Origin of the sequence: Bryocella elongata (assembly GCF_900108185.1) — a bacterium.
GTDB classification, from domain to species: domain Bacteria; phylum Acidobacteriota; class Terriglobia; order Terriglobales; family Acidobacteriaceae; genus Granulicella; species Granulicella elongata.
In genome coordinates this window covers 93,795-118,201 of the sequence record NZ_FNVA01000004.1, presented here as the reverse complement: position 1 = coordinate 118,201, position 24,407 = coordinate 93,795, and the positions used below count along the sequence as shown (strand labels likewise).

19 protein-coding genes are annotated in these 24,407 nt (G+C 62.8%); 9 read left to right on the top strand and 10 right to left on the bottom strand.

The features are described from left to right. Positions 1-32 precede the first annotated feature (32 nt). The 7 genes from recO to C4S68_RS12400 form a co-directional block, all read right to left on the bottom strand. Positions 33-851 carry a DNA repair protein RecO gene (gene recO, locus C4S68_RS12430; protein WP_103933413.1) on the bottom strand — a complete coding sequence of 273 codons (819 nt, stop codon included), beginning with the start codon at positions 849-851 and terminating at the stop codon, positions 33-35. Positions 852-985: 134 nt separating this feature from the next. Then, entirely contained in the window at positions 986-1,246 is a 261-nt protein-coding gene (locus C4S68_RS12425) for a 4Fe-4S dicluster domain-containing protein (protein ID WP_103933412.1), read from the bottom strand. Positions 1,247-1,496: 250 nt separating this feature from the next. After that, positions 1,497-2,057, bottom strand: a complete 561-nt coding sequence (locus tag C4S68_RS12420) for an NUDIX hydrolase (RefSeq protein ID WP_146072134.1) — start codon at positions 2,055-2,057, stop codon at positions 1,497-1,499. Between the two features lie 132 nt (positions 2,058-2,189). Beyond that, on the bottom strand, positions 2,190-3,059 hold the full coding sequence (locus C4S68_RS12415) for an inositol monophosphatase family protein (protein WP_103933715.1): 870 nt from the start codon (positions 3,057-3,059) through the stop codon (positions 2,190-2,192). Positions 3,060-3,281: 222 nt separating this feature from the next. Further along, positions 3,282-3,557, bottom strand: a complete 276-nt coding sequence (locus C4S68_RS12410; RefSeq protein ID WP_103933410.1) for an RNA chaperone Hfq — start codon at positions 3,555-3,557, stop codon at positions 3,282-3,284. Between the two features lie 55 nt (positions 3,558-3,612). After that, positions 3,613-4,656, bottom strand: coding sequence for a VWA domain-containing protein (locus tag C4S68_RS12405; RefSeq protein WP_235011562.1), 1,044 nt, complete (start codon positions 4,654-4,656; stop codon positions 3,613-3,615). Next, a complete protein-coding gene (locus C4S68_RS12400) occupies positions 4,653-5,399 on the bottom strand; it encodes a molybdenum cofactor biosynthesis protein (protein ID WP_103933408.1) in 747 nt (248 codons plus the stop codon). Before C4S68_RS12400 ends, C4S68_RS12405 begins: the two co-directional genes overlap by 4 nt. Here C4S68_RS12400 and mscL point away from each other — a divergent pair. Continuing rightward, on the top strand, positions 5,371-5,919 hold the full coding sequence (gene mscL / locus C4S68_RS12395) for a large conductance mechanosensitive channel protein MscL (RefSeq protein WP_327333594.1): 549 nt from the start codon (positions 5,371-5,373) through the stop codon (positions 5,917-5,919). The two genes, C4S68_RS12400 and mscL, sit on opposite strands and share 29 nt — an antisense overlap. A gap of 466 nt (positions 5,920-6,385) precedes the next feature. Here the strand turns inward: mscL and thiC are convergent, their stop codons facing one another. Next, positions 6,386-7,891 (bottom strand): phosphomethylpyrimidine synthase ThiC, encoded by a 1,506-nt coding sequence (thiC, locus tag C4S68_RS12390; protein ID WP_103933406.1) that lies wholly within the window; start codon positions 7,889-7,891, stop codon positions 6,386-6,388. Positions 7,892-8,278: 387 nt separating this feature from the next. Here thiC and C4S68_RS12385 point away from each other — a divergent pair, with 387 nt between their 5' ends. The 6 genes from C4S68_RS12385 to C4S68_RS12360 all read left to right on the top strand — a co-directional run bounded on the left by C4S68_RS12385 (position 8,279) and on the right by C4S68_RS12360 (position 18,298). Beyond that, positions 8,279-9,400 (top strand): acyltransferase family protein, encoded by a 1,122-nt coding sequence (locus tag C4S68_RS12385; RefSeq protein ID WP_103933405.1) that lies wholly within the window; start codon positions 8,279-8,281, stop codon positions 9,398-9,400. 59 nt (positions 9,401-9,459) lie between these two features. Next, positions 9,460-10,698 (top strand): bifunctional glutamate N-acetyltransferase/amino-acid acetyltransferase ArgJ, encoded by a 1,239-nt coding sequence (gene argJ / locus C4S68_RS12380; protein ID WP_103933404.1) that lies wholly within the window; start codon positions 9,460-9,462, stop codon positions 10,696-10,698. Positions 10,699-10,869: 171 nt separating this feature from the next. Then, positions 10,870-12,294 (top strand): pyridoxal phosphate-dependent decarboxylase family protein, encoded by a 1,425-nt coding sequence (locus C4S68_RS12375; protein WP_103933714.1) that lies wholly within the window; start codon positions 10,870-10,872, stop codon positions 12,292-12,294. 114 nt (positions 12,295-12,408) lie between these two features. Beyond that, positions 12,409-15,090: a pyruvate dehydrogenase (acetyl-transferring), homodimeric type gene (aceE, locus tag C4S68_RS12370; protein WP_103933403.1), complete on the top strand. Its 2,682-nt coding sequence runs from the start codon at positions 12,409-12,411 to the stop codon at positions 15,088-15,090. Between the two features lie 243 nt (positions 15,091-15,333). Continuing rightward, positions 15,334-16,047, top strand: coding sequence for a thiamine pyrophosphate-dependent enzyme (locus C4S68_RS12365; RefSeq protein WP_103933402.1), 714 nt, complete (start codon positions 15,334-15,336; stop codon positions 16,045-16,047). A 280-nt stretch (positions 16,048-16,327) separates the two neighbouring features. Then, positions 16,328-18,298: a capsule assembly Wzi family protein gene (locus C4S68_RS12360; RefSeq protein WP_235011560.1), complete on the top strand. Its 1,971-nt coding sequence runs from the start codon at positions 16,328-16,330 to the stop codon at positions 18,296-18,298. Between the two features lie 155 nt (positions 18,299-18,453). Here C4S68_RS12360 and C4S68_RS12355 read toward each other — a convergent pair whose 3' ends face one another. Together C4S68_RS12355 and C4S68_RS12350 are read right to left on the bottom strand one after the other, a co-directional pair. Then, complete coding sequence (locus C4S68_RS12355; protein WP_103933400.1) at positions 18,454-19,419, bottom strand: UDP-glucuronic acid decarboxylase family protein; 966 nt, start codon at positions 19,417-19,419, stop codon at positions 18,454-18,456. Positions 19,420-19,482: 63 nt separating this feature from the next. After that, positions 19,483-20,892: a UDP-glucose dehydrogenase family protein gene (locus tag C4S68_RS12350; protein ID WP_103933399.1), complete on the bottom strand. Its 1,410-nt coding sequence runs from the start codon at positions 20,890-20,892 to the stop codon at positions 19,483-19,485. 148 nt (positions 20,893-21,040) lie between these two features. Here C4S68_RS12350 and C4S68_RS12345 point away from each other — a divergent pair, with 148 nt between their 5' ends. Both C4S68_RS12345 and C4S68_RS12340 read left to right on the top strand, forming a co-directional pair. After that, a complete protein-coding gene (locus C4S68_RS12345) occupies positions 21,041-23,359 on the top strand; it encodes a GumC family protein (protein WP_235011559.1) in 2,319 nt (772 codons plus the stop codon). Continuing rightward, entirely contained in the window at positions 23,359-24,387 is a 1,029-nt protein-coding gene (locus tag C4S68_RS12340; RefSeq protein WP_103933398.1) for a polysaccharide biosynthesis/export family protein, read from the top strand. The genes C4S68_RS12345 and C4S68_RS12340 overlap by 1 nt, the downstream gene beginning before the upstream one ends. Positions 24,388-24,407: the final 20 nt, after the last annotated feature.

The window sequence follows — 24,407 nt, the reverse complement described above, 5'->3', positions numbered from 1 at the left end:
CAAAATGATCATCGTCCTACCCATACGCAAAATCAAGAGAATCCCGCCCCACTCCGTATCCTCCGCTCCAGATGCCGCTCCAGCACCGCAATCGCGAATGCCCGCAGATCCCCCGCCCGCTTCGCCGGCCACTCCTCCTCCAGCAACTCCTTCAGCGGAGTCCGCGCAATCCTGTAGCTCTCCGCCACCGACTGCGCACTCAGCGCCCGGCTATCCGGCTTGCGATCATCCCCGCAGCTCACCCCATCCGCTGTCGGCGACCACCACACCGGCCGCCCCTGTTGCATCTCCTCGCGGAGATCCAGCCCGCACGCCGCGCAGTGCGCCAGGTCCGGCATCCACCCCATCAGCCGATTCATCCACAGCGCAAAGTACATCGCAGCAATCCAAACCGTGGAGCCCCTAGGCTCCTCAGCACTCTGGGCCCTAAACCCTGGCCCCTGGCCCCTCGCCCCACCTTCCATCGCCGTCAAACAAGTCATCGCCAGCCGAAAGACGTTATCCTCCGCCGCGAGATCCGGCATCGCCTCGTCCAGCACCTCGACGACAAACTGCATCCCCGCAGCCCGCAGCCAGTCCACCGGAGCCGTCATCGGCGACCAAAGAATCTCAAACTGATCCAGCCGCACCAGATCCTGCTTCGGCCGCTCCGTGTAGTGCGCCTGCACATAGGTCGCCGGCTCCAGCGCCCCCCCAAACCTCCGCCGCGACCGCATCGCATGCCGCGCCACGCCCTTCACCTTGCCCTGCTCGCGCGTGAACAGGCTCACCAGCAGGTCCGCCTCTAGAAACGGCCACGACCGCAGCACAATCGCCTCGCCGTGATGCGGAATTTGCCTGCCTTCGGCCACGCCCTATCGTCTCATCCCCGTACCATCTGGGTGCCCCACGTCTCGAATCTGAAACGCGGGTTCTTCTCAAAGCGCAAAAGAAAAACGCGCAGCCGAAGCCGCGCGTCTGTCTCCACCAAAACTTTCGAGGAACCTTAGCGACCGAAGTGAGCCGCAGCCTTGTCCTTGAACTCTTCCCACTTTTCCGGAAGGTCGTCGCCGGCGTAGATCGCCGACACCGGGCACACCGGAACGCAGGCGCCGCAGTCGATGCACTCGACCGGGTCGATGAACAGCTGCTCGGCGGTATCGCCGCCCGCCTCATCCGCCTTGGGGTGGATGCAATCCACGGGGCAAGCGTCAACACACGCGCGATCCTTGGTGCCGATACAGGGTTCTGCGATCACATACGCCATCTAGTCAATCTCCTTGTAGTCCATCGCGTTTACGGCCAACGTCAGCGAGGTCGGGTTGCGAGGTCGCTTCGATTCTAGCAAGAAACCTCGCGCCGTCCAGTGACTCGATCACAGACGAAGCGCTCGTTTTTCGCTAGGGAACTCGGACTGTTGCGGACGGCGTTTGCTTTTTCCTGAGCTGTGTCATCTCGACCGAAGCGTCGCGCCCCTGGCGACGCGCAGTGGGGAGACCTGCAGGGACAGCCGCTCCCTAAGCGAGCGCTCTCAGCACCCGCCCCGCCAGCTGAGCGCATCGAGGCGGAAACACCGGCTCCCGGGCCGCATTCAACTCCTCCAACGTCCACCACCGAGCCTCGCGCATCAGCCGAATCTCGTCCTCGGTCACGCCGCTGAGCACCGGCTCCGCGCACCCACATCGCGCCGCAAAGAAAACGTCGTAGTTCCGCACCGTCTCGCCCAGGTGGAGGTACTCCCCACCCGACTCCTCATGCACCGGACCCGTCAGCGCAGGCCGAATCCCCAACTCCTCGAACAGCTCCCGCTGCGCCGCTTCGAGGTCGGGCTCACCTACCTCGACCTCGCCTCCCGGAGTCACCCAACAGGTGTAAGGCCCGTCCGGCCGCTGCGCAACAAAGCGGATCAGCAGCAGTTCTCCGTCTTCGTTGAAGAGAAACACCCGGGCGCTGCGGCGAAGACGAAAGGTCGGTCCTCTTTCCGATGGAGCCCCGCTGGTACAGGCCTTCACAATCAATACCCAGAAGCACAGGAAAATCACCGCCCCAATGACCGACCCAATGAGCCGGAGACTCATCGTCAAATTACATGGGCCATCAACGGTCAAGTCACAATCCGCTGGAACTTGGAGGTAATACAGGAACCAGGCGGCTACGCCAATCACAGGAATAACGCTGAGCCAAAACCTCTTCTCGAGAGACAAGGCTCTTCACTCCTCGCCCTTCAACATCTGCGCCGCATACTCCTTCGGACTCGTCGGCGTGCTCAGGTCCTTACCCGCAAACAGATCCTTGAACAGCTGCACCATCTCCCCGTGGATCAGCCCATTCGTCGCCAGCACCTCGCGGCTGTCCAGCGTGAACTTGCCGCCATCGAAGTGCGTGATCTTGCCGCCGGCCTCTTCCACCAGCAGCACACCCGCCGAGGTATCCCAAGGGTTCAACTTGAACTCCCAGAAGCCGTCCAGCCGCCCCGAAGCTACGCAAGCGAGGTCCAATGCCGCCGAGCCTGCTCGCCGCACACCATGCGACCGCAGCGTGAACTCGTGGTAAAAGTGCACGTTTGGAGACCCATGCCGCTTGCGGCTCGGAAAGCCCGTCCCCGTCAGCGACTCGCCCAGCGTAGGCGTCTTCGAGACATGAATCGGCCGGTTGTTCAACCGCGCCCCGCCACCCCGCTCCGCCGAGAACAGCTCATCCCGCAGCGGATCGTAGATGACACCCGCCACCAGCTGACCGTCCTGGTCGCTGGGCAGGTTCTTCGCGCGATGCTCGCAACCAAGCACGACCCCAAACACCGGAAACGTATGCGCAAAGTTCGTCGTGCCGTCCAGCGGATCCACGTACCAGCGATACTCCGCATCCAGCCCGAGTCGCGTGCCTTCCTCGCCATAGATGCCATGCGAAGGCAGCGCCTCGCGCAGCCGCTCCACAATCAGCTTCTCGCTCGCGCGATCCGCCTCGGTCACAAGGTCGACATCGCCCTTGTACTCCGTGCGAACGCCGCGGTGGTAGTAATCACGCAACAACGCGCCCGCTTCGCGCGCAATGGACTCAGCGATGGAGACAAGTTCGGGCACGAAGGTAGTGTAGCGCTTCGCGTTAGCGCGCCTTGCGCGATAGCCCTGCGGGGTAGCGCGCTGCGCGCGTGAGCGATAGCAACCGAAAAACACATCCGCTCCAACATGGAGGGATTGAAGTCCAATCGCAGCAACACATCCGCTAACGCGCCTCAGCGCTCTAACGCGAAGCGCTACCAGCAGGACAAGCGAAGCGAGTCCGCCCGCTAACGCGCAGCGCTGCTACTCCGCTCTGTTTCCGCTGCGCTTCGCCACCAGGCCACTGCCTTCGGTGATCGTGCGGATCTGTGTCTTGTAGATGAAGAGATTCGGACGCCCGTCGCGCGTCAGGCGCAACATGCTGTCATCGAAGTACTCGATCCATCCCGACACAACCTCGCCATCGCGCAGCTTCACCGCCACCTGCACCTGGCGGTCCGAAAGGGACTTCAGGTACAAGGCTTCCTGGCCGGTATCACCCGGAGGCGCACCTTTACTGCGGCGACGAAAGAGAGGCATACGCAACATTATATCTGCGCAGTTGGATGCAGGACGCTGCACTTCCGGTTCGAAACTATTTCTGCGCGTAATACGCCGTGCGATAACGCAGCGTGTACTTCGCGCGCAGGGCCGGGTCCTTCATCCGCACCGTGATGTGCCGCAGCCCGCCGCGATTCAGTGGCCGCTGCGGAGCGTAGTAGCCCAGCGTGTACTGCGTCCTCAGGTCATCCGACACATGCGCGAACGCCGGCGCCAGGTCATGCTTCGAGCTCACGTAGTAGTACTTCCCGCCGGTGTCATTGGCCAGCTGGATCAGCGCATGCTCTCCGCCGGTGTCGCGCCCGGCATCGGCCTCCACCGGCACGATGATCAGCGCATACAACATGGCGCCGGCACGCTGCGCCTCTTCCAGCGCCGTCGGATAGCTCCCGTGATGCGTCGTGTTCTCACCATCCGAGATCACCACAATCACCCGACGCTCTCCATTGGCCTGCGACGTCTGCGCCAGCCGCTGGCTCGCGAGATAGATCGCATCGTAGACCGCCGTGGCATCGCCCTTCGTGATCCGCGACAGCCCGGACTCGAAGAGCTTCGCGTCGTTCGTGAAGCTCACCACCTCGTCCACCTGGTCGGAGAAATCCATCAGGTCGATCAGGTCCTGCTTGCGCAGGATCGACCGTACAAAGTCCTTCGCGGCGTCCCGCTCCAGCCGGTCATCCGACACCATGCTCCCGCTCGCGTCCACCGCCATCACAATCGCCAGCGGCGTCACCGACTCCCGGTCGAAGACCGCAATCCTGACCGGATCATTGTCTTCCAGCACCTCGAAGTCGCTCTGCGTGAGCCCCGGCACCTGCGCGCCGTGCTCGTCCGTCACATTCAGCGCCACGTTTACCAGCCGGCTCTCAACGTGGATCGTCGGCACATCGGGCGTCCGGCGGACAATCGGCGCCGGATCACGGATGGGCTCCTGCTGCTGGCCCGCAGGTGCGCTCTGGGAAGTCGCCGAAGCGCTTTGCAGCGCGACCGCCTGCATCCCCGCGGCTCCGCAAAAGCCTGCGGAAACAACCGCAAAACCCAGCAGCAGCGTGGGCCCGGAATGCCAACTTCTCCTCACGATGCTCCTGCAATCTCCTCCGGAAACGGCTCGCCATCGGCCCATACTGCACCATCGGCAAACTGCTCCCGCTTCCAGATTGGGACGGTCTTCTTCAGCGTATCGATTACGAACCGGCAAGCCGCAAACGCCTGGGCCCGGTGCGGCGAAACGACGGCGATGATCACGCTCGACTCGCCAATCTCAATCCGCCCGAGCCGATGCGCGATCGCGACATCCCGCGCTCCATAGTGCTCGATCGCCTCTTCGCGCAGCAGGTGCATCTGCTTCAATGCCATCTCCGGATAGGCTTCATAGTCGAGGTACAGCGTCTTGCGACCGCGCGTGTTGTCCCGCACGACGCCATCGAAGATCACCGCCGCGCCGTCGGAACCAGCGACCAAGCCCTCGCTCACAGCCTTCGCATCAATGACATCATGCGTAAGAAAGATCTTCGGCGCCTTCACCTCGGCTTGAACCTCCGCTTCATCCAACCCTCCGCTTACCGGAGGAAGAATCGCCACCTCATCCCCATCCGACAAAGCGTGGTCGCGCTTCGCGTACTCCTGGTTTACGGCGATGGCCGCGGACGTCAGCATCCGCGCCGTCAGGGTGCCGTCGGCAGTCAAAGTCTCCAGCAACTCGCTCACCCTGGCACCGGCAGGAAGCTCGCAAACCGCACCTCCCTCAGGCAGGGACGATCGAAGCGGACCGAAGGAAAGCAAACGCACGTGGATGGTCGTAGAACGCACGATAAAGAGCATACGTGATCGCCTTGCGACGCTGTCTCGTTACAACACATTGGACCAGCTGGAAGCCCCCTTTCGTGGGATATACTCGCGGGGCAACCTGCAAGCCGAACCAAGTGAGGTCAAGAAAATGCTCAAGGGATTCCGGGATTTTGTTCTCCGCGGCAACGTGATGGATCTGGCAGTCGCCGTCATCATCGGTGCGGCTTTCACCTCGATCGTCACCGCGCTGACGACGAATATCATCAACCCGCTCCTCGGCGCTGTTATTGGCAAGCCGAACTTCGACTACCTCGTGGCGCACCTGCATGGCGGCGAGATCAAGTACGGCACCTTCCTCACGGCGGTTGTGAACTTCCTCCTGATCGCGGCGGTGGTCTATTTCTTCCTCGTGCTGCCCACGCAATACCTCCTGAAGCGGTTCAATCCTCCCGCCCCCGCGCCCGTACCTGATCCGACCAAGCCTTGCCCACAGTGCCTCAGCGATATTCCCGTGGCGGCCACCCGCTGCAAGTTCTGCACCCAGCCCGTCTAGTTCGGCGCGAAGAACAGAGGTACCTGCCGGTACCCGCAGTAACAGCACCCACGTTACGACGGACAGCACCACCGTGATGTAGGCAAACTCTTCCCGCCGCGAGATGATCATTTTGTCAGGCCGGGTGAGCCTGACGAAACGTTGGGCTGGGGAGCCTGACAAATACGCCGGGCTTGGGTGAGCCTGGCGAATGGGAACCATGGGGAGCCAGGCTCCGCGGGCCAGCTGAATGCGAACCTCGTACCTCCTTGCGAGAGTTCACCAGCGTAACCAGCGGAAGCGGCAAAGCAAGATGGGCCCGCAACACAAATACGACAACCTCCTGAAAGAAGCCCACGCCACGACAGCGTGGGCTTCACTTTCTTAACCGGCCAATTCCCCGCCCACCCGCGCAAGCAAAACGGCCACCCCAAAGGGCGGCCGCCGTACCTTTACTGTTCTGCTGTTCCGCTAATCAGCTGTTCTGCTAGCTTCTCAAAGCCATCTGGTCCGTCATGATCTGCGTCAGCTCCGGCTTCTTCAATCCGTGCACTTCCTCGTTGTACTTATCGACCTTCGACGACCAGTTCATCGAGCAGAACTTCGGTCCGCACATCGAGCAGAACGCCGCTTCCTTGTAGTAATCATCCGGCAGCGTCTCGTCATGCATCGACTTCGCCGTCTCAGGATCCAGCGACAGCGCAAACTGCGCATCCCAGTCGAACGTGTACCGTGCATGTGAGATCGCGTCGTCGCGATCACGCGCGCCCGGACGATGCCGCGCAATATCCGCCGCATGCGCCGCAATCTTGTACGCGATGATGCCGTCCTTCACGTCCTTTTCGTTCGGCAGTCCGAGGTGCTCCTTGGGCGTCACGTAGCAGAGCATCGCCGCGCCGTGCCAGCCGATCATCGCCGCGCCGATGGCGCTCGTGATGTGGTCGTACCCCGGAGCGATGTCCGTGACCAGCGGTCCCAGCACGTAGAACGGAGCGCCATCACACAGCTCCACTTCCTTGTCGACCTGCTCCTTGATCTTGTCCATCGGCACATGGCCGGGACCTTCGATCATCACCTGCACATCGTCCTTCCACGCCTGCCGCGTCAGCTCGCCCAGCGTCTTCAGCTCCGCAAACTGAGCCTCGTCGCTGGCATCCGCAACCGAGCCCGGCCGCAGCCCATCGCCCAGCGAGTAGCTCACGTCATACTTCGCCATGATCTTCGTGATGCGGTCGAAGTTCTCGTACAGGAAGTTCTGCTTATGGTTCGACGTCATCCACTGCGCCAGGATCGCGCCGCCGCGGCTCACGATACCCGTGATGCGCTTGGACACCATCGGCACGTACTGGATCAGCACCCCCGCGTGGATCGTGAAGTAGTCCACGCCCTGCTGCGCCTGCTCTTCGATGACCTCAAGGTAGAGGTCGATGTTCAGGTCTTCCACACGCTTCACGCGGCTCAGTGCCTCGTACAACGGCACAGTTCCAATCGGCACCGGCGAGTGGCGAATGATCGCCTCGCGGATCATCGGGATATCGCCGCCCGTGGAGAGATCCATCACGGTGTCGGCGCCATAGTGCACCGCTGTGTGCAGCTTGCGCAGCTCCTCATCCACGTTCGAGCTCAGCGCCGAGTTGCCGATGTTCGCGTTGATCTTGCATAGCGAGCCCACGCCGATGGCCATCGGCTCCAGCTCCACATGATTGATGTTCGCCGGGATAATCATCGTGCCCTTGGCGATCTCGGCACGGATAAACTCGGCGTCCAGCTTCTCCTTGTGCGCAACGTACGCCATCTCCTCGGTGATCTGGCCCTTGCGTGCGAAGTGCATCTGGCTCATGTTCCAGTCGCCGGTCCGAGCCGCCTCTTCCTTGCGCTTCACGATCCAGTCGCGGCGAGGCTGCGGAACCACGTAATTGTTGTCGTGCTTGTGGCCGTTGCCGTTCAAGTGATTGCCGTTGCCGTTCGAGTGGCCGTTACCGTTTGTGCTCATGTATCCAGAGTCTCCCACTGTTATCGAAAAAGTATACGCCGCGCACCCCTGAGGGTCGGTGACGTCGTCCATGGCACGCGACCGGATACGGTAACCCCAATCCCGCCCACGCGGCATACGCTGGGCGCTCAGGAAGAACAACACTCCAACGCATGAAGAAAATCATCTTCAATGCAGTCGGCGTCTGCGGCATCGACAAAGTTACCCGGGCTCAGGCCGATCACGCCCTGAACATGAGTACCTCCACGCTAACCTCCGCTTCACACGACACTTCGATACAATCGCCGACAAGATAGCTTCCAGCCGCATCCGTACCGAGAACAACCCCAGGATCCATCCTTGGGAGCTGCCTACCAACTTCCGATCGCAGAGCAGGACTGATCACGCATGATCGCTCAACAGCCCCGGCTACAGCCTGGCCTCGAAGCACTTGAAAAAAACGTGCCTGGCGGCACCCGGCCAAGCTACCTTCCGACGCTCGATGGCTGGCGCGCCATCGCCATCCTCCTTGTGCTGCTCAATCACTCCGTCACACTCGGTGGCGAGCACTTCAATACGGCGACCTTCCATTACTTCGGCCCAATCGGGGTTGAGATCTTCTTCGAGCTTAGCGGTCTCCTCATCTGCAACCGGCTGCTCGACGAAGAACGCCTCACCGGCAGCCTGAACCTCAAAGGCTTCTACGTGCGGCGAATCTTCCGCATCCAGCCGCTGGCGCTGCTCTATGTCACGGTCGTGGTGGGCCTGACGTTGCTGCACCGCATTCCCAACTTCCCCGCCGGCATCGCCTCCGCGTACCTGTTGGTCCGGAACTTCGTCGGAATGCGCGCGCCCGCAGCCCTGGGTTGGGCCACCGCGCACTTCTGGTCGCTCTCCGTCGAAGAGCACTTCTACCTTTTCCTCCCCTCCTTCCTGCTCTTCGTCCGCAGGCGTCGGGCGGAGTGGATTCTGGCGCTCGGGTCCGCAGGAGTCCTCTGGCGGACCTACCAGTACGTCTCCCACGGCAACTCCCTCCCGTTCGCGATCGATGTCCGCACCGACCTCAGCCTCTGCTTCCTGCTGATTCCCGCATCCTTCGCTGTACTGCTGCAGCGCCCCGCCATGCAGGCTGCGGCTCGCCGCTATCTCCGGCTGATGTGGGTACTTCCGTTGGCGCTTCTCGCCCTTCCACCCATCAGCCCGCTGCACCCCATCTCCGCCCTGGTGGACTCCCTCCTGATCGTCACCACGCTCACCCATCCCACCGAGTGGTATTCAAGAGTGCTGGAACTCCCGCCCCTACAATTCCTCGGACGAATCTCATACAGCATTTACGTCTGGCAGGAGCTCTTCCTGTCCAACTACTGGACCCGCGGCCAGGTCCACGCCTTTGGCCGCCTGAACCAAAGCCCCTGGGTCGTGCTGCTGGTCTTCCCAGTCGCCATCGCCAGCTATTACGGCATCGAAAAGCCGCTGATCCGCCTCGGACACAGGCTCGCGCCCTCCGCCACTCCAGGCCGCGCTCTTTAGCAAACCGCATTCCACCCGCGCTCACACGGTGAACATCGGGATGGCTTAGATTTATTGTTGTGACACGTAACGGATCTTCCGCTTCTCTTCCTCTCGGCTTCCGCTGGGGCGCGACCACCGCCGGCATCAAGGCCTCCGGCAAGCCCGACGTCGCCATCGCCGTCGCCGACCAGCCCGCCATCGCCGCTGCGATGTTCACCTCAAATCAGTTCGTCGCGGCGCCTATCCTCATCGGACAGCGCCATCTCAAGGCCACCGAACACAAGATGCGTGCCGTGCTGGTCAACGCCGGCAACGCCAACTGCGCCACCGGCGACCCCGGCCTCGAACACTGCCGCCAGTCCTGCGCGGCGATGGGCGACGCCATCGGCTGCGTCTTCGACGAGGTCTTCCCCTCGTCCACCGGCATCATCGGTGTCCCGCTGCCCATCGAAAAGCTCGTCGCCGGCATCCCCAAAGCCGTCGCAGCGCTCGGGAACACGCCCGACCACGCCGACGCCTTCGCCCACGCCATCATGACCACGGACACCAAGCCCAAGGTCGCCAGCGAGAGCTTCGAAATCGATATCGCGGGAGAGGTCAAGCGCGTCAGCCTCTGGGGCTGCTGCAAGGGCGCCGGCATGATCGGGCCGAAGCTCGCCAATGCCGCTCCCCACGCGACGATGCTCGTCTACCTCTTCACGGATATCGCTGCATCCGCTTCGCAGCTGAAGGAGATCCTGCACGACTCCGTCGAAAAGAGCTTCAACGCCATCTCCGTCGACGGCGACATGAGCACCAACGACACCGTGCTGCTCCTCGCCAGCGGAGCCAGCGGTGTCGCTCTCGACGCCAACATCACCAACGAATTTGACGCCGCACTCCAGCGCGTCTGCGACTCCCTCGCCTACCAGGTCGTCGACGACGGCGAAGGTGTCACCCATGTGGTGACACTGCAGCTCACCGGAGCCGCCTCCGACGAGGCCGCAGCCACCATGGCCAAGTCCATCGCCAACTCTCCGCTCGTCAAGACCGCCTGGTCCTCCGGCGATCCCAACTGGGGACGTCTGCTCGCAGCCGCAGGCAAAGCTGGAGTACCCTTCGACCCCGCCACCGTCACCATCGCCATCGGTGGCCTCGAAGTCTTCGCCAACGGCGTCCGCTCCGCGGCGTGGGACGAAACCGCCACCCACGAGCGCATGAGCCAGCGCCACTACACCATCGCTATCAACTTCGGAATGGGTTCAGGCACCTGCAAATTCGTTACCTGCGACCTCACCCACGAGTACGTCTCCATCAACGCCGACTACTCCACCTAGAAGATTTGGGTGCCCCGGATCCCCACCCCACCGAGCGTACTTGCTCGGTGGGGTGGGGATCCGGACTCTCGGACCCGGGCTACGGACTGAACCTCCCTGTGCCTGCGCGCCAGGACTTCCCCCGCACAAACCGGATAGTCCCACTCCTGCGCGCTGACTAGAATGGCGCTCATGCCTGACCAGAAAGATTCCCTGCGCGCCGCCCTAAGCGCTGCCCTGGACCACGCCCTTACCTTCCGCGCCGCCGACGCCGACGCCCCCGTCGCTGCCCAAGCCTCCCACGAAGGCCTGTTCGCGAAGTTCAACCTCCCGCTCGCCGACGAAGGCCTCCCCTCCGAGCAGGTCATCCGCGAACTCATCCACGCAGCCGAAGGCGGCATCTCCCGCAACACCGGCGGACGCTTCTACGGTTGGGTCATGGGAGGCTCCACTCCCGCCTCACTTGCCGCCGACTGGCTCACCTCCGCCTGGGACCAGAATGCCGGAGCCTACGCCGTCGCTCCTGCCGCAGCCGTCGCCGAAGAAGTCGCAGGCGAGTGGCTGAAAGACATCCTCCACCTCCCCGCCGAGGCCAGCTTCGCCCTCGTCACCGGCTGCCAGATGGCTCACACCACCTGCCTCGCCGCAGCGCGCTGGCGCTTGATGGCCGACCGCAACATCGACGTCGAGCGCAATGGCCTCGCCGGAGCGCCACAAATCCGCATCATCACCAGCAAAGAAGCCCACGGCACCGCTCTGCGTGCCGTGCGCCTGCTCGGACTCGGCACCGCCAACATCCACTCACTCCCCAGCGACGAGAATGGCCGACTCACCGCCGAGGTCCTCACGGCAGCCCTAGCCGATAAGCCCGACGCACCCACCATCGTGCTGCTCCAGGCCGGCGACCTCAACATGGGCGCCTACGACGACTTCGCCACACTCATTCCCATCGCCAAGGCTCACAAAGCCTGGGTGCATGTCGATGGAGCCTTCGGCCTCTGGGCCGCCGCCACGCCCAGGCTCGCGCACCTCGTCGCTGGCTGCAATCTTGCCGACTCCTGGGCGACCGACGGCCACAAGTGGCTCAACGTCCCCTATGACAGCGGCTTCGCCTTCGTCCGGGATCGCGAAGCGCACCGCGGCGCCTTCGCCATCAGCACCTCCTACGTCGAGGCCTCCGTCGGGCGCGACCAGCTTGACTGGACCCCCGAGTGGTCTCGTCGAGCGCGCGGCTTCTCTGCCTGGGCCGTGCTCCGCGAGCTGGGCCGCAACGGCGTCGCCGCACTCATCGAGCGAACCTGCGCTCACTCCCACGCCCTCGTCACCCGCATCGGCGCGCTCGACGGAGCCGAAATGCTCTGGAAGCCGCAGATCAACCAGGGCCTCGTCCGCTTCCTCAGCCCCAAATCTGCCGCCGTTGGTGCAGATCACGACGCCTTCACCGACCAGGTCGTCGCCGCCATCAACCGCTCTGGCGTCGCACTTTTTTCCAACGCCAACTGGCGCGGGAAGCGGGTCATGCGCGTCAGCGTCTGCAACTGGCAGACCTCCGAGGCAGACGTAGACCGCGTCGTTGCAGGGGTTTCCGAGATCCTCGCTACCCTCCGTTCCGAATAGCGCCCACCTCCCGCCCTCCCCGGCGTGCGCACATCACAGTGACGTGTGACAACGACCGCAGACGGATTTATCGTAGACAGTGGATATAAGTGCGTTCGACAGGGGTTATAAGCGATGGCAGTACTCGACGAGGCAGTAAAGAAGGATTTGACCGCAGAGGTCTCGGAGTGGATTGAGGCATTCGACCAGGTAGTCGCCGAGGATTGGGAACAAGGCGCCAAGTTGCTCGAAGCGCTGCGCACCCGCGCTCGCGAGGCTGGCGTGCCCGCCACCGGCAGCACCGTCACTCCCTATCTGAACACGATTCCCAAGCATGACGAGGTCCCCTACCCCGGAGACCGCACCCTCGAACGCCGCGTCGAATCCCTCCTTCGCTGGAACGCCATGGCGATGGTGCACAAGCAGAACAAGTACGACGCCGGCATCGGCGGCCACATCTCCACCTACTCCTCGCAGGCCACGCTGCTGGAAGTCGGTTTCAACCACTTCTTCCGCGCCTCGTATGGCGACCAGCCCGGCGACTTCATCTACTTCCAGGGCCACGCCTCGCCCGGCGTTTACTCCCGCGCCTTCCTCGAAGGCCGCCTCACCGAAGAGCACCTCAAGAACTTCCGCCACGAGCTGCGTGACACCCCCGGCCTGTCCTCCTACCCGCACCCCTGGCTGATGAAGGACTTCTGGCAGTTCCCCACCGTCTCCATGGGCATCGGCCCTCTGAACGCCATCTACCAGGCCCGCTTCATGAAGTACCTCGAGAACCGCGGCCTCATCGAGAAGACCGACCGCAAGGTGTGGGGCTTCCTTGGCGACGGCGAGACGGACGAGGTCGACACCCTCGGCGCCATCAACCTCGGCTCGCGCGAAAAGCTCGACAACCTCATCTTCGTTGTCAACTGCAACCTGCAGCGCCTCGACGGCCCCGTCCGCGGCAACGCGCGCATCATCGACGAGCTCGAGTCCACCTTCCGCGGCGCCAACTGGAACGTCATCAAGGTCATCTGGGGCTCGGACTGGGATGAGCTCTTCGCCCGCGACCACCAGGGCCTCCTGCTCAAACGCATGGAAGAGTGCGTCGACGGTGAGTACCAGGCCTTCAAGGCCAAGGGCGGCGCCTACCTCCGCGAGCACTTCTTCGGCAAGTATCCCGAGCTGCTCAAGCTGGTCGAAGACAAGACCGACGAAGAGCTCGCCCACCTCCATCGCGGCGGCCACGACACAGCCAAGGTCTACAACGCCTACAAGCGCGCCACCGAGCACAAGGGCGGCCCGACCGTGATCCTCGCGCACACCGTCAAGGGCTACGGTCTGGCGTTTGCCCAGGCCCGCAACGCCACCCACTCCGAGAAGAAGCTCTCCGAGAAGGACCTCGTAGCCTTCGCCGACCGCTTCGAGATTCCGCTCACACCGGAGCAGATCGACAGCGCCCAGTTCTACAAGCCCGCGAACGACGACGCGGCCATGGCCTATATGCACGCCCGCCGCGCCGAGCTCGGTGGCTACATGCCCAAGCGCGAGGTCAAGCCCTTCGAGTTCAAAGCCCCGTCGATGGACTTCTTCAAGGAGTGGCTCGGTGGCTCCAAGGGTCGCGCCGCGTCCACAACGATGGGCTTCGTCAACATGCTCAACGGCATGCTCAAGCCCGCTTCGGGCATCAGCAAGTACGTTGTGCCCATCATCCCTGACGAGGGCCGCACCTTCGGCTTCGAGTCCGTCATGAAGGCCGTCGGCATCTACGCGCCCGAAGGGCAGAAGTACACGCCACATGACTCGGACGTCTTCCTCAGCTACTCCGAGAAGAAAAACGGCCAGATCCTCGAGGAAGGCATCACCGAGGCCGGCTCCATGGCCAGCTTCACCGCCGCAGGCACCGCGTACACCAACTACCGCGTGCCCATGGTGCCCTTCTACCTCTACTACTCCATGTTCGGCTTCCAGCGCATCGGCGACATGGCGTGGGCCTTCGCCGACTCGCGTGGAAAAGGGTTCCTCATGGGCGGGACTGCAGGTCGAACCACAATGTTAGGAGAGGGTTTACAGCACCAGGACGGCCACTCGCACGTCCTCGCCGGCACCATCCCCACCTGCAAGACCTACGACCCCGCCTACGTGTATGAACTCGCCGTCATCGTGCAGGACGGCATCGAGCGGATGTACCAGAAGATGGAAGACACCTTCTACTACATCACCATGTACAACGAGGATTACGTCCAGCCTGCCTGCGAGAACGTAGACACCATCCGCGAAGGCATTCTGCGCGGCATCTACAAGTTCAAGGCCGCCTCAACGGAGCCAGCAAAGCCCGCGCAGGTGCAGCTCTTCGGCTCCGGCCCCATCCTCAACGAGGTACTTCGCGCCCAGGAAATTCTAGAGGCCAAGTACAACGTCGCCGCCGATGTCTGGAGCGTCACCAGCTACAACGAGCTTCGCCGCGACTGCGTCGAGACCGAGCGCTGGAACCGCCTGCACCCCGCGCAGAAGGAAAAGACCCCCTACCTTGTCGACGTCATCGGCAAGACCACTGGCCCCATCATCGCGGCCTCGGACTACATCAAGTCCATGCCCGATGCCCTGTCGCCCTGGCTCAGCAACCGTCTGCTCTCCCTCGGTACCGACGGCTTCGGCCGCTCCGACAACCGCGCGCACCTCCGCCGTCACTTCGAGGTGGACGCCGAGTCGATCGTCGCCGCCACGCTCTCCAAGCTCGCGCGCGAAGGCGTCATCAAGCCCAAGGCAGCAGAGAAGGCCATTGCGGAACTCGGCCTCTCGGCCGACGCTCCCAGCGCCGCCAAAGCCTAGCCAGACCGGGTACGACACTGGGTGGCCCATCCTTTCGCGCAGTTTGCGAAAGGGTGGGGTGCTCCACGGCCACGCACGAACGCAAAGGCACGACTTCGGTCGTGCCTTTTGTTTTGTGATTCGCCACCATGACCGAAAGTCAACATGCGGTAAAAGAAATCCTCCAAGCAAACCCGCTCGCTCCGGCATACTTGTCGAAGCTCGAGCGTTTCACGAGCGCACTCCCTGCAAGGAAACGAACACTTGGCTGAGAATCCCCTGCTTCCCCATCGCAAGCTCCAGGAGCTTCGCGCGCTGATGCTCCGCCTTCGCGCGCTCGATGGCCGTACCACCAAGGGCCCGCGCCTCGAAGCCCTCAAGGCCGCGACCATCATGCACCTCGAGGCCGGGGACTATGCCGCCGCGCCCGGCACCGAAGCCGCTCTGCCTTCGGCCACAACAAAGGCTCCGAAGAAGACAACGAAGGCCGAGTCAAAGAAAGCCGTTCCTCTCCCAGCCAAGCCCACGCGCGAGCGCATCGCCACCGCCGCCGGCATCGCTCAGGGATTCAAGCTTGCAAAGCTCGACCGCGCCGCCATCGTCTTCACCGAGGCCGGCTCCAATTCCGAAACCGCCTGGGCTGAGGCGCTGGACTACGCCATGCGCGCCGAACTCGCCCTCATCGTCCTCTGCATCGACACCACCGATGGCAAGCCCTCCGCCACCCCAGGCGCTCTCGACTGGCCTGCCGCCGAAAAACTCTCCGCCAGGAGCAAGGTGCCCATCGTCTCCGTCGACGGTGAGGATGCCGTCGCCCTATATCGCGTCATGCAGGAGTCGATGATCCACGTCCGCCTTGGCGCGGGACCGATCCTGGTCTGGGCCCTCTGCTCGCCCAACAAACTCAAGGCCGCCGAGCAGCCCATCCAGCGCCTCGAAGACTATATGAGCGTCCGGAGCATCCCGCTCGAACGCTAGCAGGGGCCTCCACCTGAGCAGCCTTCACTGGCAACCGAAAGACGGGATGCCCCAGAGGCTCCTTTCTGCATCGAACGCAGCAGGGAACCCTTCTCGGATGTCACACCGGTACACTAAGGGGCATATGCGCCCGTCGCAGCTTCGTTTCAGGCTCCACGCAATCTGTCTGCTGTCAGCAGTTTCCATCCCGTTCGCTGCGTTCTCGCAGACCCAGGGAACTCCGCAGCAACTGCCTTCCCTGCCCCCGGCCACGCCCGTTCCGGCGAGCAGCCTGCCTTCCATGCCCATCCCCACGGATGCGGCCGAGCCGACCTATCCGCCGCCGAGTGCGGCACCAGCAGCACCAGATACTACCTCCGCCCCGTCACCGAGCCCGGTGCCCCAGACCACGCCTGCTCCAGCCCCGGTGACGCCCGCGGTCACCGCAACCCCGCAGCCTGCCGCCCCGGTTGTTGCTGCCCCCGTCCCGCAGGCCCCCGTCGCCCCGGCCATCCCCAGCGGCGCTCCCGTGCAGACCTCGCCGACCCCTTCCACTCCCGGCGAACTCACCCCCGAGCAGACCCAGACAGCCAACGTGAAGCCCAGGGTCTTCACCGCCATGCCGCCGTATGATCCCTTCGCCGAGGCCGTGAAGGATGCCCTGGGCTCGACCTACATCCCCGTCGACAGCCCCATCTACGCCATGGCGATGCGGCTCTACTCGATGGGCTACCTCGATTCGGCCTTCCTCGGCATGCGTCCCTGGACCCGCCGCAGCGTCCTCCACATGATCGAGAAGACCGAGGACGATGTGCTTTCCAGCGGCAACGACCAGGCCATCGAGATCCTCGCCAAGCTGCAGGACTACCTCCTTGAGGAGCCGCGCAACGCCGAGGACCGCGGCGCCGTCTACGGCTTCGACACCTACTACACCCGCATGATGGGCATAGCCGGGCCGGTGCTGCGCGACAGCTTCCACCTCGGACAGACCCGCTACAACGACTACGGCCGCCCCTACGCCACAGGCTTCAACAACGTCACCGGCTTCTCCAGCGTGAATGAGTGGTGGCGCTTCTCGTTCTACGTGCGCGGCGAGTTCCAGCACGCTCCGGCGTACTCCGGCTATCCCCTCGCGCTCGCGCAGCAGCTGTCCAGCATCGACGAGATCGCGCCCTTCAGCGCGCCCAACAACCCCCAGGCCACCATCCCCTACGGCAACACCGGCGCGCAGAATCCTCTTCGCCTCCAGGAAGCAGCCATCTCCTTCCACATCCTCGGACACGAGATCTCCGGCGGCAAGACCGACTCCTGGCTTGGCCCGGGCATGGGCGGAGCCATGGCGTGGAGCAACAACGCCGAAAATATCTACTCCTTCCGCATCAACCGCGTGGAGCCGCTGCACATCCCGCTACTGAGCCGTGTCCTCGGCCCCACCCGCTATGACTTCTTCGTCGGTTCGCTCAAAGGCCACACCGATCCCAACGATCCCTGGATCCACTCCGAGATGATCTCCTTCCACCCCACCAAGGACTTCGAGTTCGGCTTCCAGCGTTCGGTCATCTGGGGCGGCAAGGGACATGAGCCCGTCACCTTCCATACCTTCCTCAAGAGCTTCTTCTCCACCTCGGACACAACCGGCGCGGTGAAGTATTCGCGGGAGGACCCCGGAGCTCGCTTCACGGCCTTCAACTTCTCCTGGCGACTTCCCTTTCTCAGTCACTACCTCACGCTCTACACCGACTCCGAGACCCACGACGACGTCTTCCCCATCAGCGCACCCCGGCGCGCAGCCTATCGGCCGGGCATCTACCTCTCGCAGTTTCCGGGAATGCCGAAGCTCGATCTCCGCGTGGAAGCCACCAGCACCGACGGCGCCACCCTGGCCAGCGTCAATGGCTCGCATCAGTACTGGGAGGTCGTTCAGGTCCAGGGCTACACCAACAAGGGCTACATCCTCGGCGACTGGATCGGGCGCGAAGCCAAAGGCGGACAAGCCTGGCTCACATATCACCTCTCCGGCAACGAGTGGGTCCAGATGAGCTACCTGAACAAGAAGAACGCCAAGGACTTTATCCCCGGCGGCACCACGCAAAACCAGTTCACCATCGACGTGGTCAAGCGCCTGCGCCCCGAACTCGAACTCAACGCCTGGTACACCTACGAGCGCTGGAAGGCCCCCATCTGGAAGACCGGCCAGCAGACCGACTCCACCATCGCCGCACAGTTCACCTGGTACCCAAGAATGAAGACGACGGGACTGAATGGGAAGTAGTGGAAGAGTGGCAAGTGGCAAGTGGCAAGTGGCAAGTGGCAAGTGAGAGACGTGGCGGCGCTCAAGAATGAGCCGCCACCTGCCTCATTTGCGCGTCAATGAAAAGAGCGGAGCCCTTGGGCTCCGCTCTTTTTACGCTTCTCACCTGGCACTTATCACTTACCACTCTTCGCCAGTTCTTCTGCCGCCACACATTCCTTGAAGTAGTCCAGCGACTTCGCGAGTCCCTCACTCAGTGAGACCTTCGGTTCCCAGCCCAGCAGCTCACGGGCTCGTGTAATGTCCGGGCGGCGCTGCTTGGGATCATCCTGCGGCAGGGGCTTGAAGAGGATCTCGCAGTCGGACCCAATCAGCGATTGAATCTCCTTCGCGCACTCCAGGATCGTCCACTCCGTCGGATTGCCGATATTGACCGGACCATGCTTCGGCGACTTCGACAGCTTGTAGATGCCATCGATCAGGTCCGACACATAGCAGAAGCTCCGCGTCTGCGAGCCATCACCGTACACCGTCAGCGACTCGCCCCGCAGCGCCTGCATCATCAGGTTGCTGATCACGCGGCCATCGTTCGGCTGCAACCGCGGGCCGTACGTATTGAAGATCCGCACCAGGTGCGTGTTCACACCGTAGTACCGGAAGTACGCGGTCACCAGCGCCTCCGAGAAGCGCTTCGCCTCGTCATAAACCGACCGCGGCCCGATGGGATTCACGTTGCCCCAGTAGGTCTCGACCTGCGGATGTACCTCGGGATCGCCATAGCACTCCGACGTCGAAGCATGCAGGTACCCGGCACCGTATTTCCGTGCCACCTCGAGAGAGTTCTTCGTGCCAGTCGACCCCACATCCAACGTCTCAACGCCGAGCCGCATGTAGTCAATCGGACTCGCCGGCGAAGCGAAGTTAAACACGTAATCCACCCGCCCAAAATCAAAAGGCGTGCAGATATCGTGCTCCTCGAAACCGAAGCGCGGCTCACGCTCAAGATGAGCAATGTTCGCCAGGCTACCGGTCGAAAGATTGTCGACGCCGAGCACAGTGTTGCCCTCGGCGAGAAGTCGATCGACAAGGTGGGAGCCGAGAAACCCGGCCGCCCCCGTTACCAGAATGTTCTGTGATGCCATCAGCTCGTTGCGTTCTTCCCGGCCCCAACGGGCTCATCGGCCCTGTTGAAGCGCATGACTCGTTCAGGCCACATTATCGACCGTCTCGCGGACGGGGGTAACGGTCGCACGCCCTACGCTCAGGTACGTGAACCCCGCTTCGGCCATACGTGCAGGATCGAACAGGTTGCGACCATCGATCACGATCGGATAGCGCAGCAGGCTATGGAGTTGCTCGAGATCGATCTCCGCAAACTCGCGCCAGTCCGTAAGCACCAGCACCGCATCCGCATCCCGCACAGCGTCATCCACCGACTCCGCGTAACGCATCTGCACGGAAGGAGGAAGCTCCGCCTGCGCACGCTTCATCGCTGCGGGATCATAAGCCACCACCACGCAGCCTTCGCCCAGCAGCATCTCTACCAGGTCGATCGCGGGGCTCTCGCGGATGTCGTCGGTATCGCCCTTGAACGCCAGGCCCAGCACCGCCAGCCGCTTGCCTCGAAGCGTCCACAGTGCGCCGCGAACCTTCGCGAGGAAACGCTTCTTCTGGTTGACGTTGATCTTTTCAACCTCTGCCAGCAGGTTGAAGTCCACGCCCATCTGGTCTGCGACCGAACGGAACGCTGCGACATCCTTCGGGAAGCACGATCCGCCGTATCCAATACCCGGCCGCAGAAACTTCGGCCCGATCCTGGAATCCAGCCCAATGCCGCGAGCTACCTGCTCCACGTTGGCATCTGCAGCTTCGCACAGGTTCGACACCGCATTGATGAAGCTGATCTTCAGCGCCAGGAACGCATTCGACGCATGCTTGATGATCTCGGCACTCTTGGTCGACGTGTTGAGCAGCGGCGGCAGGTTCTCACGCGAGCAGCAGCCCGGAATCTTCGTCGGGCTGTCGTAGTAGCTGCCGTCCGTCAACGGAGCGTAGATCGCATTCAGCACCTTCGCTGCACGCTCGGAGTCAGCGCCCACGACGATGCGATCCGGGTGCAGGAAGTCTTCCACTGCTGTGCCTTCACGAAGGAACTCCGGGTTCGACACGACATCGAATGCGTCCCGGCGAACGCCGTTCCGCTCGATCACCCGGCGAATCCACTCATTCGTGTACACCGGAACGGTGCTCTTTTCGACGATGACCTTATAGCTGTCGATGTGCCGTGCAATCTCGCTCGCGACAGCCTCCACATAGGACAGATCCGCGTCGCCCGTCTCCGATTGCGGAGTACCCACAGCGATGAAAATCGCCGCGCACAGGCGCGTCGCCTCGGCGAGATCGGTCGTGAATCGCACCTGCTGGTTCCGGTAGCGATTCAGCAACTCAGGCAGATGGTTCTCGTGGATGAGGGTATCGCCACCCTGCAGCGCGGCCACCTTGCGTTCGTCGTTATCGACGCACAATACCTCGTGGCCCATCTCGGCAAAACAGAGGGCTGCGACAAGTCCTACATACCCTGAGCCCACAACCGCAATTCGGATGGGTTCTTTCATCTCGATACACCCTTTCGTGCACGTCCTGCTACTGGCAGGGATGGATTTCTTTGCTCATTATCACAGACACTGTCACGATTTGCGTCGTACAACTGCTTCGCCCAATGTCGTCATCGCTTTGCGCACCGGATCGCGTACACTGAACGCAATGATTCCGGTCCGCGCCCAGACTTCCCAGGCGAGCGAGTCCGAGGTCGTGATGCCGCAGGCGATGCAGGATCGGGCCTCCGGTGATACGACCTTATCGGACGCTTGGCTCACCATACGCAAACGCAAATATTGGATCCTGGCCGCCGCGCTGATTGGCATCCTTCTCGCGCTCTATCAGAGCGCGACGCAACCGCGGCTGTTCGAAGCCTACGGCAATATCGAAATCCGCAGCGGCGCCTCCAACGAATACAAGATTGGCGCCGCAACCGGCGGCAGCGGCATCGAAAGCTCGTCCGCGCACCTGCCGACCCAGGTCTCCATCCTCAAGAGCGACACGCTGTTGCTCACCGTCGCCCGCGACCTCGATCTCGCCAATAACCCCTGGTTCCTTGGCACCCAGAAGTCCAAGCAAGCGCAGCCCCATCGCAACATCGACGACCCCGTCGTTCGCCAGATGGTCCTGTACACCCTCCGTGCCGACGTCAATGTATCGGTCATCGCCAAGACCGACCTGATCCACATCAGCTGCCAGACGTTCAGCGCGGATCTCTCCGCAGAGATCGTCAACAAGCTGATCCGCGAATACATCTTCCGCAGCCTCGAGTCCAGCGCCGAGGCTCAGAAGCGCGTCTCCGACTTCCTGTCTACCCAGCTCGGCGACCTCAAGCAGCAGGTTGAGACCTCTCAGGAGCAGATGATCGATCTTCAGAAGAAGATCGGCATACTTGGTTTTGATCCCACCCACAATGAGATCACCACCAGCCTCGAGGATCTGAACCGCGCCGTGGGGCAGGCTCAGATCTCCCGCATCATGGCGGAAGTCCGCTACCACACCCTCAGCGGGATGGATCCGAACCAGATCGACGACTCGGTGGCATCCACCCAGGTAGGCTCCAGCGGCAACCTGACCAGCGGAGCTCCCGGAGCAGGCGACCAGCAGCTTGCGACTCTTCGCACGCAGATGGAGACCACCAAGGCGGATCTCGCCAAGCTCAACGTCGCCATGGGCGACAGAAACCCGCAGATCAGGGCCCTGCGCGCTCAGGTCGACACCCTGAACCAGGAGATCCGCGCCGAGCAGGATCGTATCCTCGCCCAGGCCAGGCAGAACTACATCGCTTCACGGACCAACGAGCAACAGACCCGCGGCGCTCTCGAAGCGGAGAAGTCCACCGCTTACCAGCTCCGCGACCAGATGGTCCAGTACACGCTTCGCCAGCGGGAGTATGAGACCAACCGGCAGCTCTACGATGGCCTCCTGCAGCGACTGCGCTCCGCTGCCGTTGAAGCCGGCCTCGAGTCCACCGAGATCGAGATCGTCGACAACGCCGTTCCGCCCGTCTATCCGACGCTCAAACCTCGCTCGACGATCCTGATGATCGACCTCGTCGTCGCGCTCATCGTCGGCCTCATCGTGGCCTTCGTCCTCGACAGCCTCGATACCGGGCTCCGTGACGTCATGGAGATCGAGCGGATCACCGGCCTGCCATCCCTGGCCGTCATCCCGAAGACCCGCCGCACCAGCGCCGAGCAGAACGCGACTGGCCTCGTCGCTCGCAACATTGGTGTTCTGGCGGCTCCCAAGTCACAGTTCGCCGAGTCCTTCCGCGGCCTTCGCACCTCGCTGCTGCTCGCAACGGCGGGCAAAGAGCCCAAGGTCGTCCTCGTCACCAGCTCCACCCCTTCCGAAGGCAAGACGACCGTCTCTACGAACCTTGCCACAGTACTGGCACAGCGCGATGTCAAGACGCTGCTGATCGACGCCGATCTCCGGCGGCCGACCGTGCATCATCGATTCGGCCTCAATGGCAAGATCGGCCTCAGCTCCGTACTCACCGGCAGCGCCACGCTGGAACAGGCCCTGCAGCGCGTCCCGGAGCTGCCCAACCTCGATGTACTGGTCAGCGGCCCCGTTCCTCCGTTCCCCACCGAGATGCTGAGTTCGCAGGTGATGCGCAACCTCGTGGAGCAGTGCCGCGGCATCTATACGCACATCGTCATCGATTCACCACCACTGCTCTCCGTAACGGACAGCATCGTGCTCGCGCCTGAGGTCGACACCGTCGTCCTCGTCGTACGCCACGGCAAGAGCGGCAAGCAGGCTGTGCGCCGCGCCCGCGACCTCCTCATCCGCTCGGGAGCTCCACTGGCAGGTATCGCCCTCAACGCCGTCGATCTCAACTCGCCGGAGTACTACTCCTACTACGGGTACTACGGCTACTCCGGATACGGTTCTCAGGGCGTCGAGCACGACGGCTGGGCCTCCAAGTCCGACAAGCGCAAGTCCAAGAGCAAAGAAGAGCGAGGAGGGGAATAATGCGCACGCAACTCAGCAATCTTGCGGTGCGTACTGGCAGCTCCACTGCCCGCCTCGCCCGGCTCTCATTCGTCCTTCTCCCCTTGTTACTCGCTGCAAGCGGAGCTCGAGCTCAGTTCAATGGACCGGCGACAAGCTCCGTCGGCGCGGAGCTCAACCGGCCCACCAGCATCACCACCGACCAGTCACTGCTCTACCCCGTCGAGCACGACCAGGTCCTCACGGTGGGCGACGAAGTGCAGGTCCACATCTTCAATCAGCCCGAATACGTCCCCATCGGGCGAATCGGAGCAAACGGCAACATCCTCCTTCCGCTGATTGGAGAGATCAAGCTCGCCGGTCTCAGCATCTCCGAGGCCGAGGTCCACATCGCCCACGCACTCGATCAGGCTGGCATGTACCGCGACCCGGCGGTCACCCTCACCGTAACGGAAGGCCCGAACACGGCCGCCACCATGATCGGCGAGATGCACGGCGTCGTGCCCATCATCGGCTCACGTCCCCTGCTTGAGGTTCTCTCTGCCGCCGGTGGCCTTCCCCCCACTGCGAGCCACGTCATCACCATCAATCGCCCCGGTTCCCTCGAACCGATCGTGGTCGATCTCGGAAGCGATCCGCTCCACAGCGCGCGCTCCAACGTGCCCATCTTCCCCGGTGACACCGTCATCGTCGCAAGGATCGGCGTCGTCTACATGGTGGGCCAGTTCAAGAACCCCGGGGTCATCAACCTGACACCGTATGCTCCCCTGACGCTGATGCAGGCATCCGCCCTCACCGGCGGCCTCGCCTTCGATGCCAAGCCCCATGACGTCCGCATCATCCGCACCATCGGTGACAAGCGCACCGTCGTCAAGCTGGATGCCTCCGCAGTCTTCTACGGCAAGGCTCCGGATCCCATTCTTCAGCCCAACGACATCGTCTTCGTCCCCCAGAGCGGTCTGAAGCTCGCCATCGAACAGGGTGGCCTGGGCACACTGATCGGCGCCGTCAGTCTGGCTGTTACCGCCATTGCCATCGCGCGGCAGTAGTCCGAAACGCGTCTAAGACG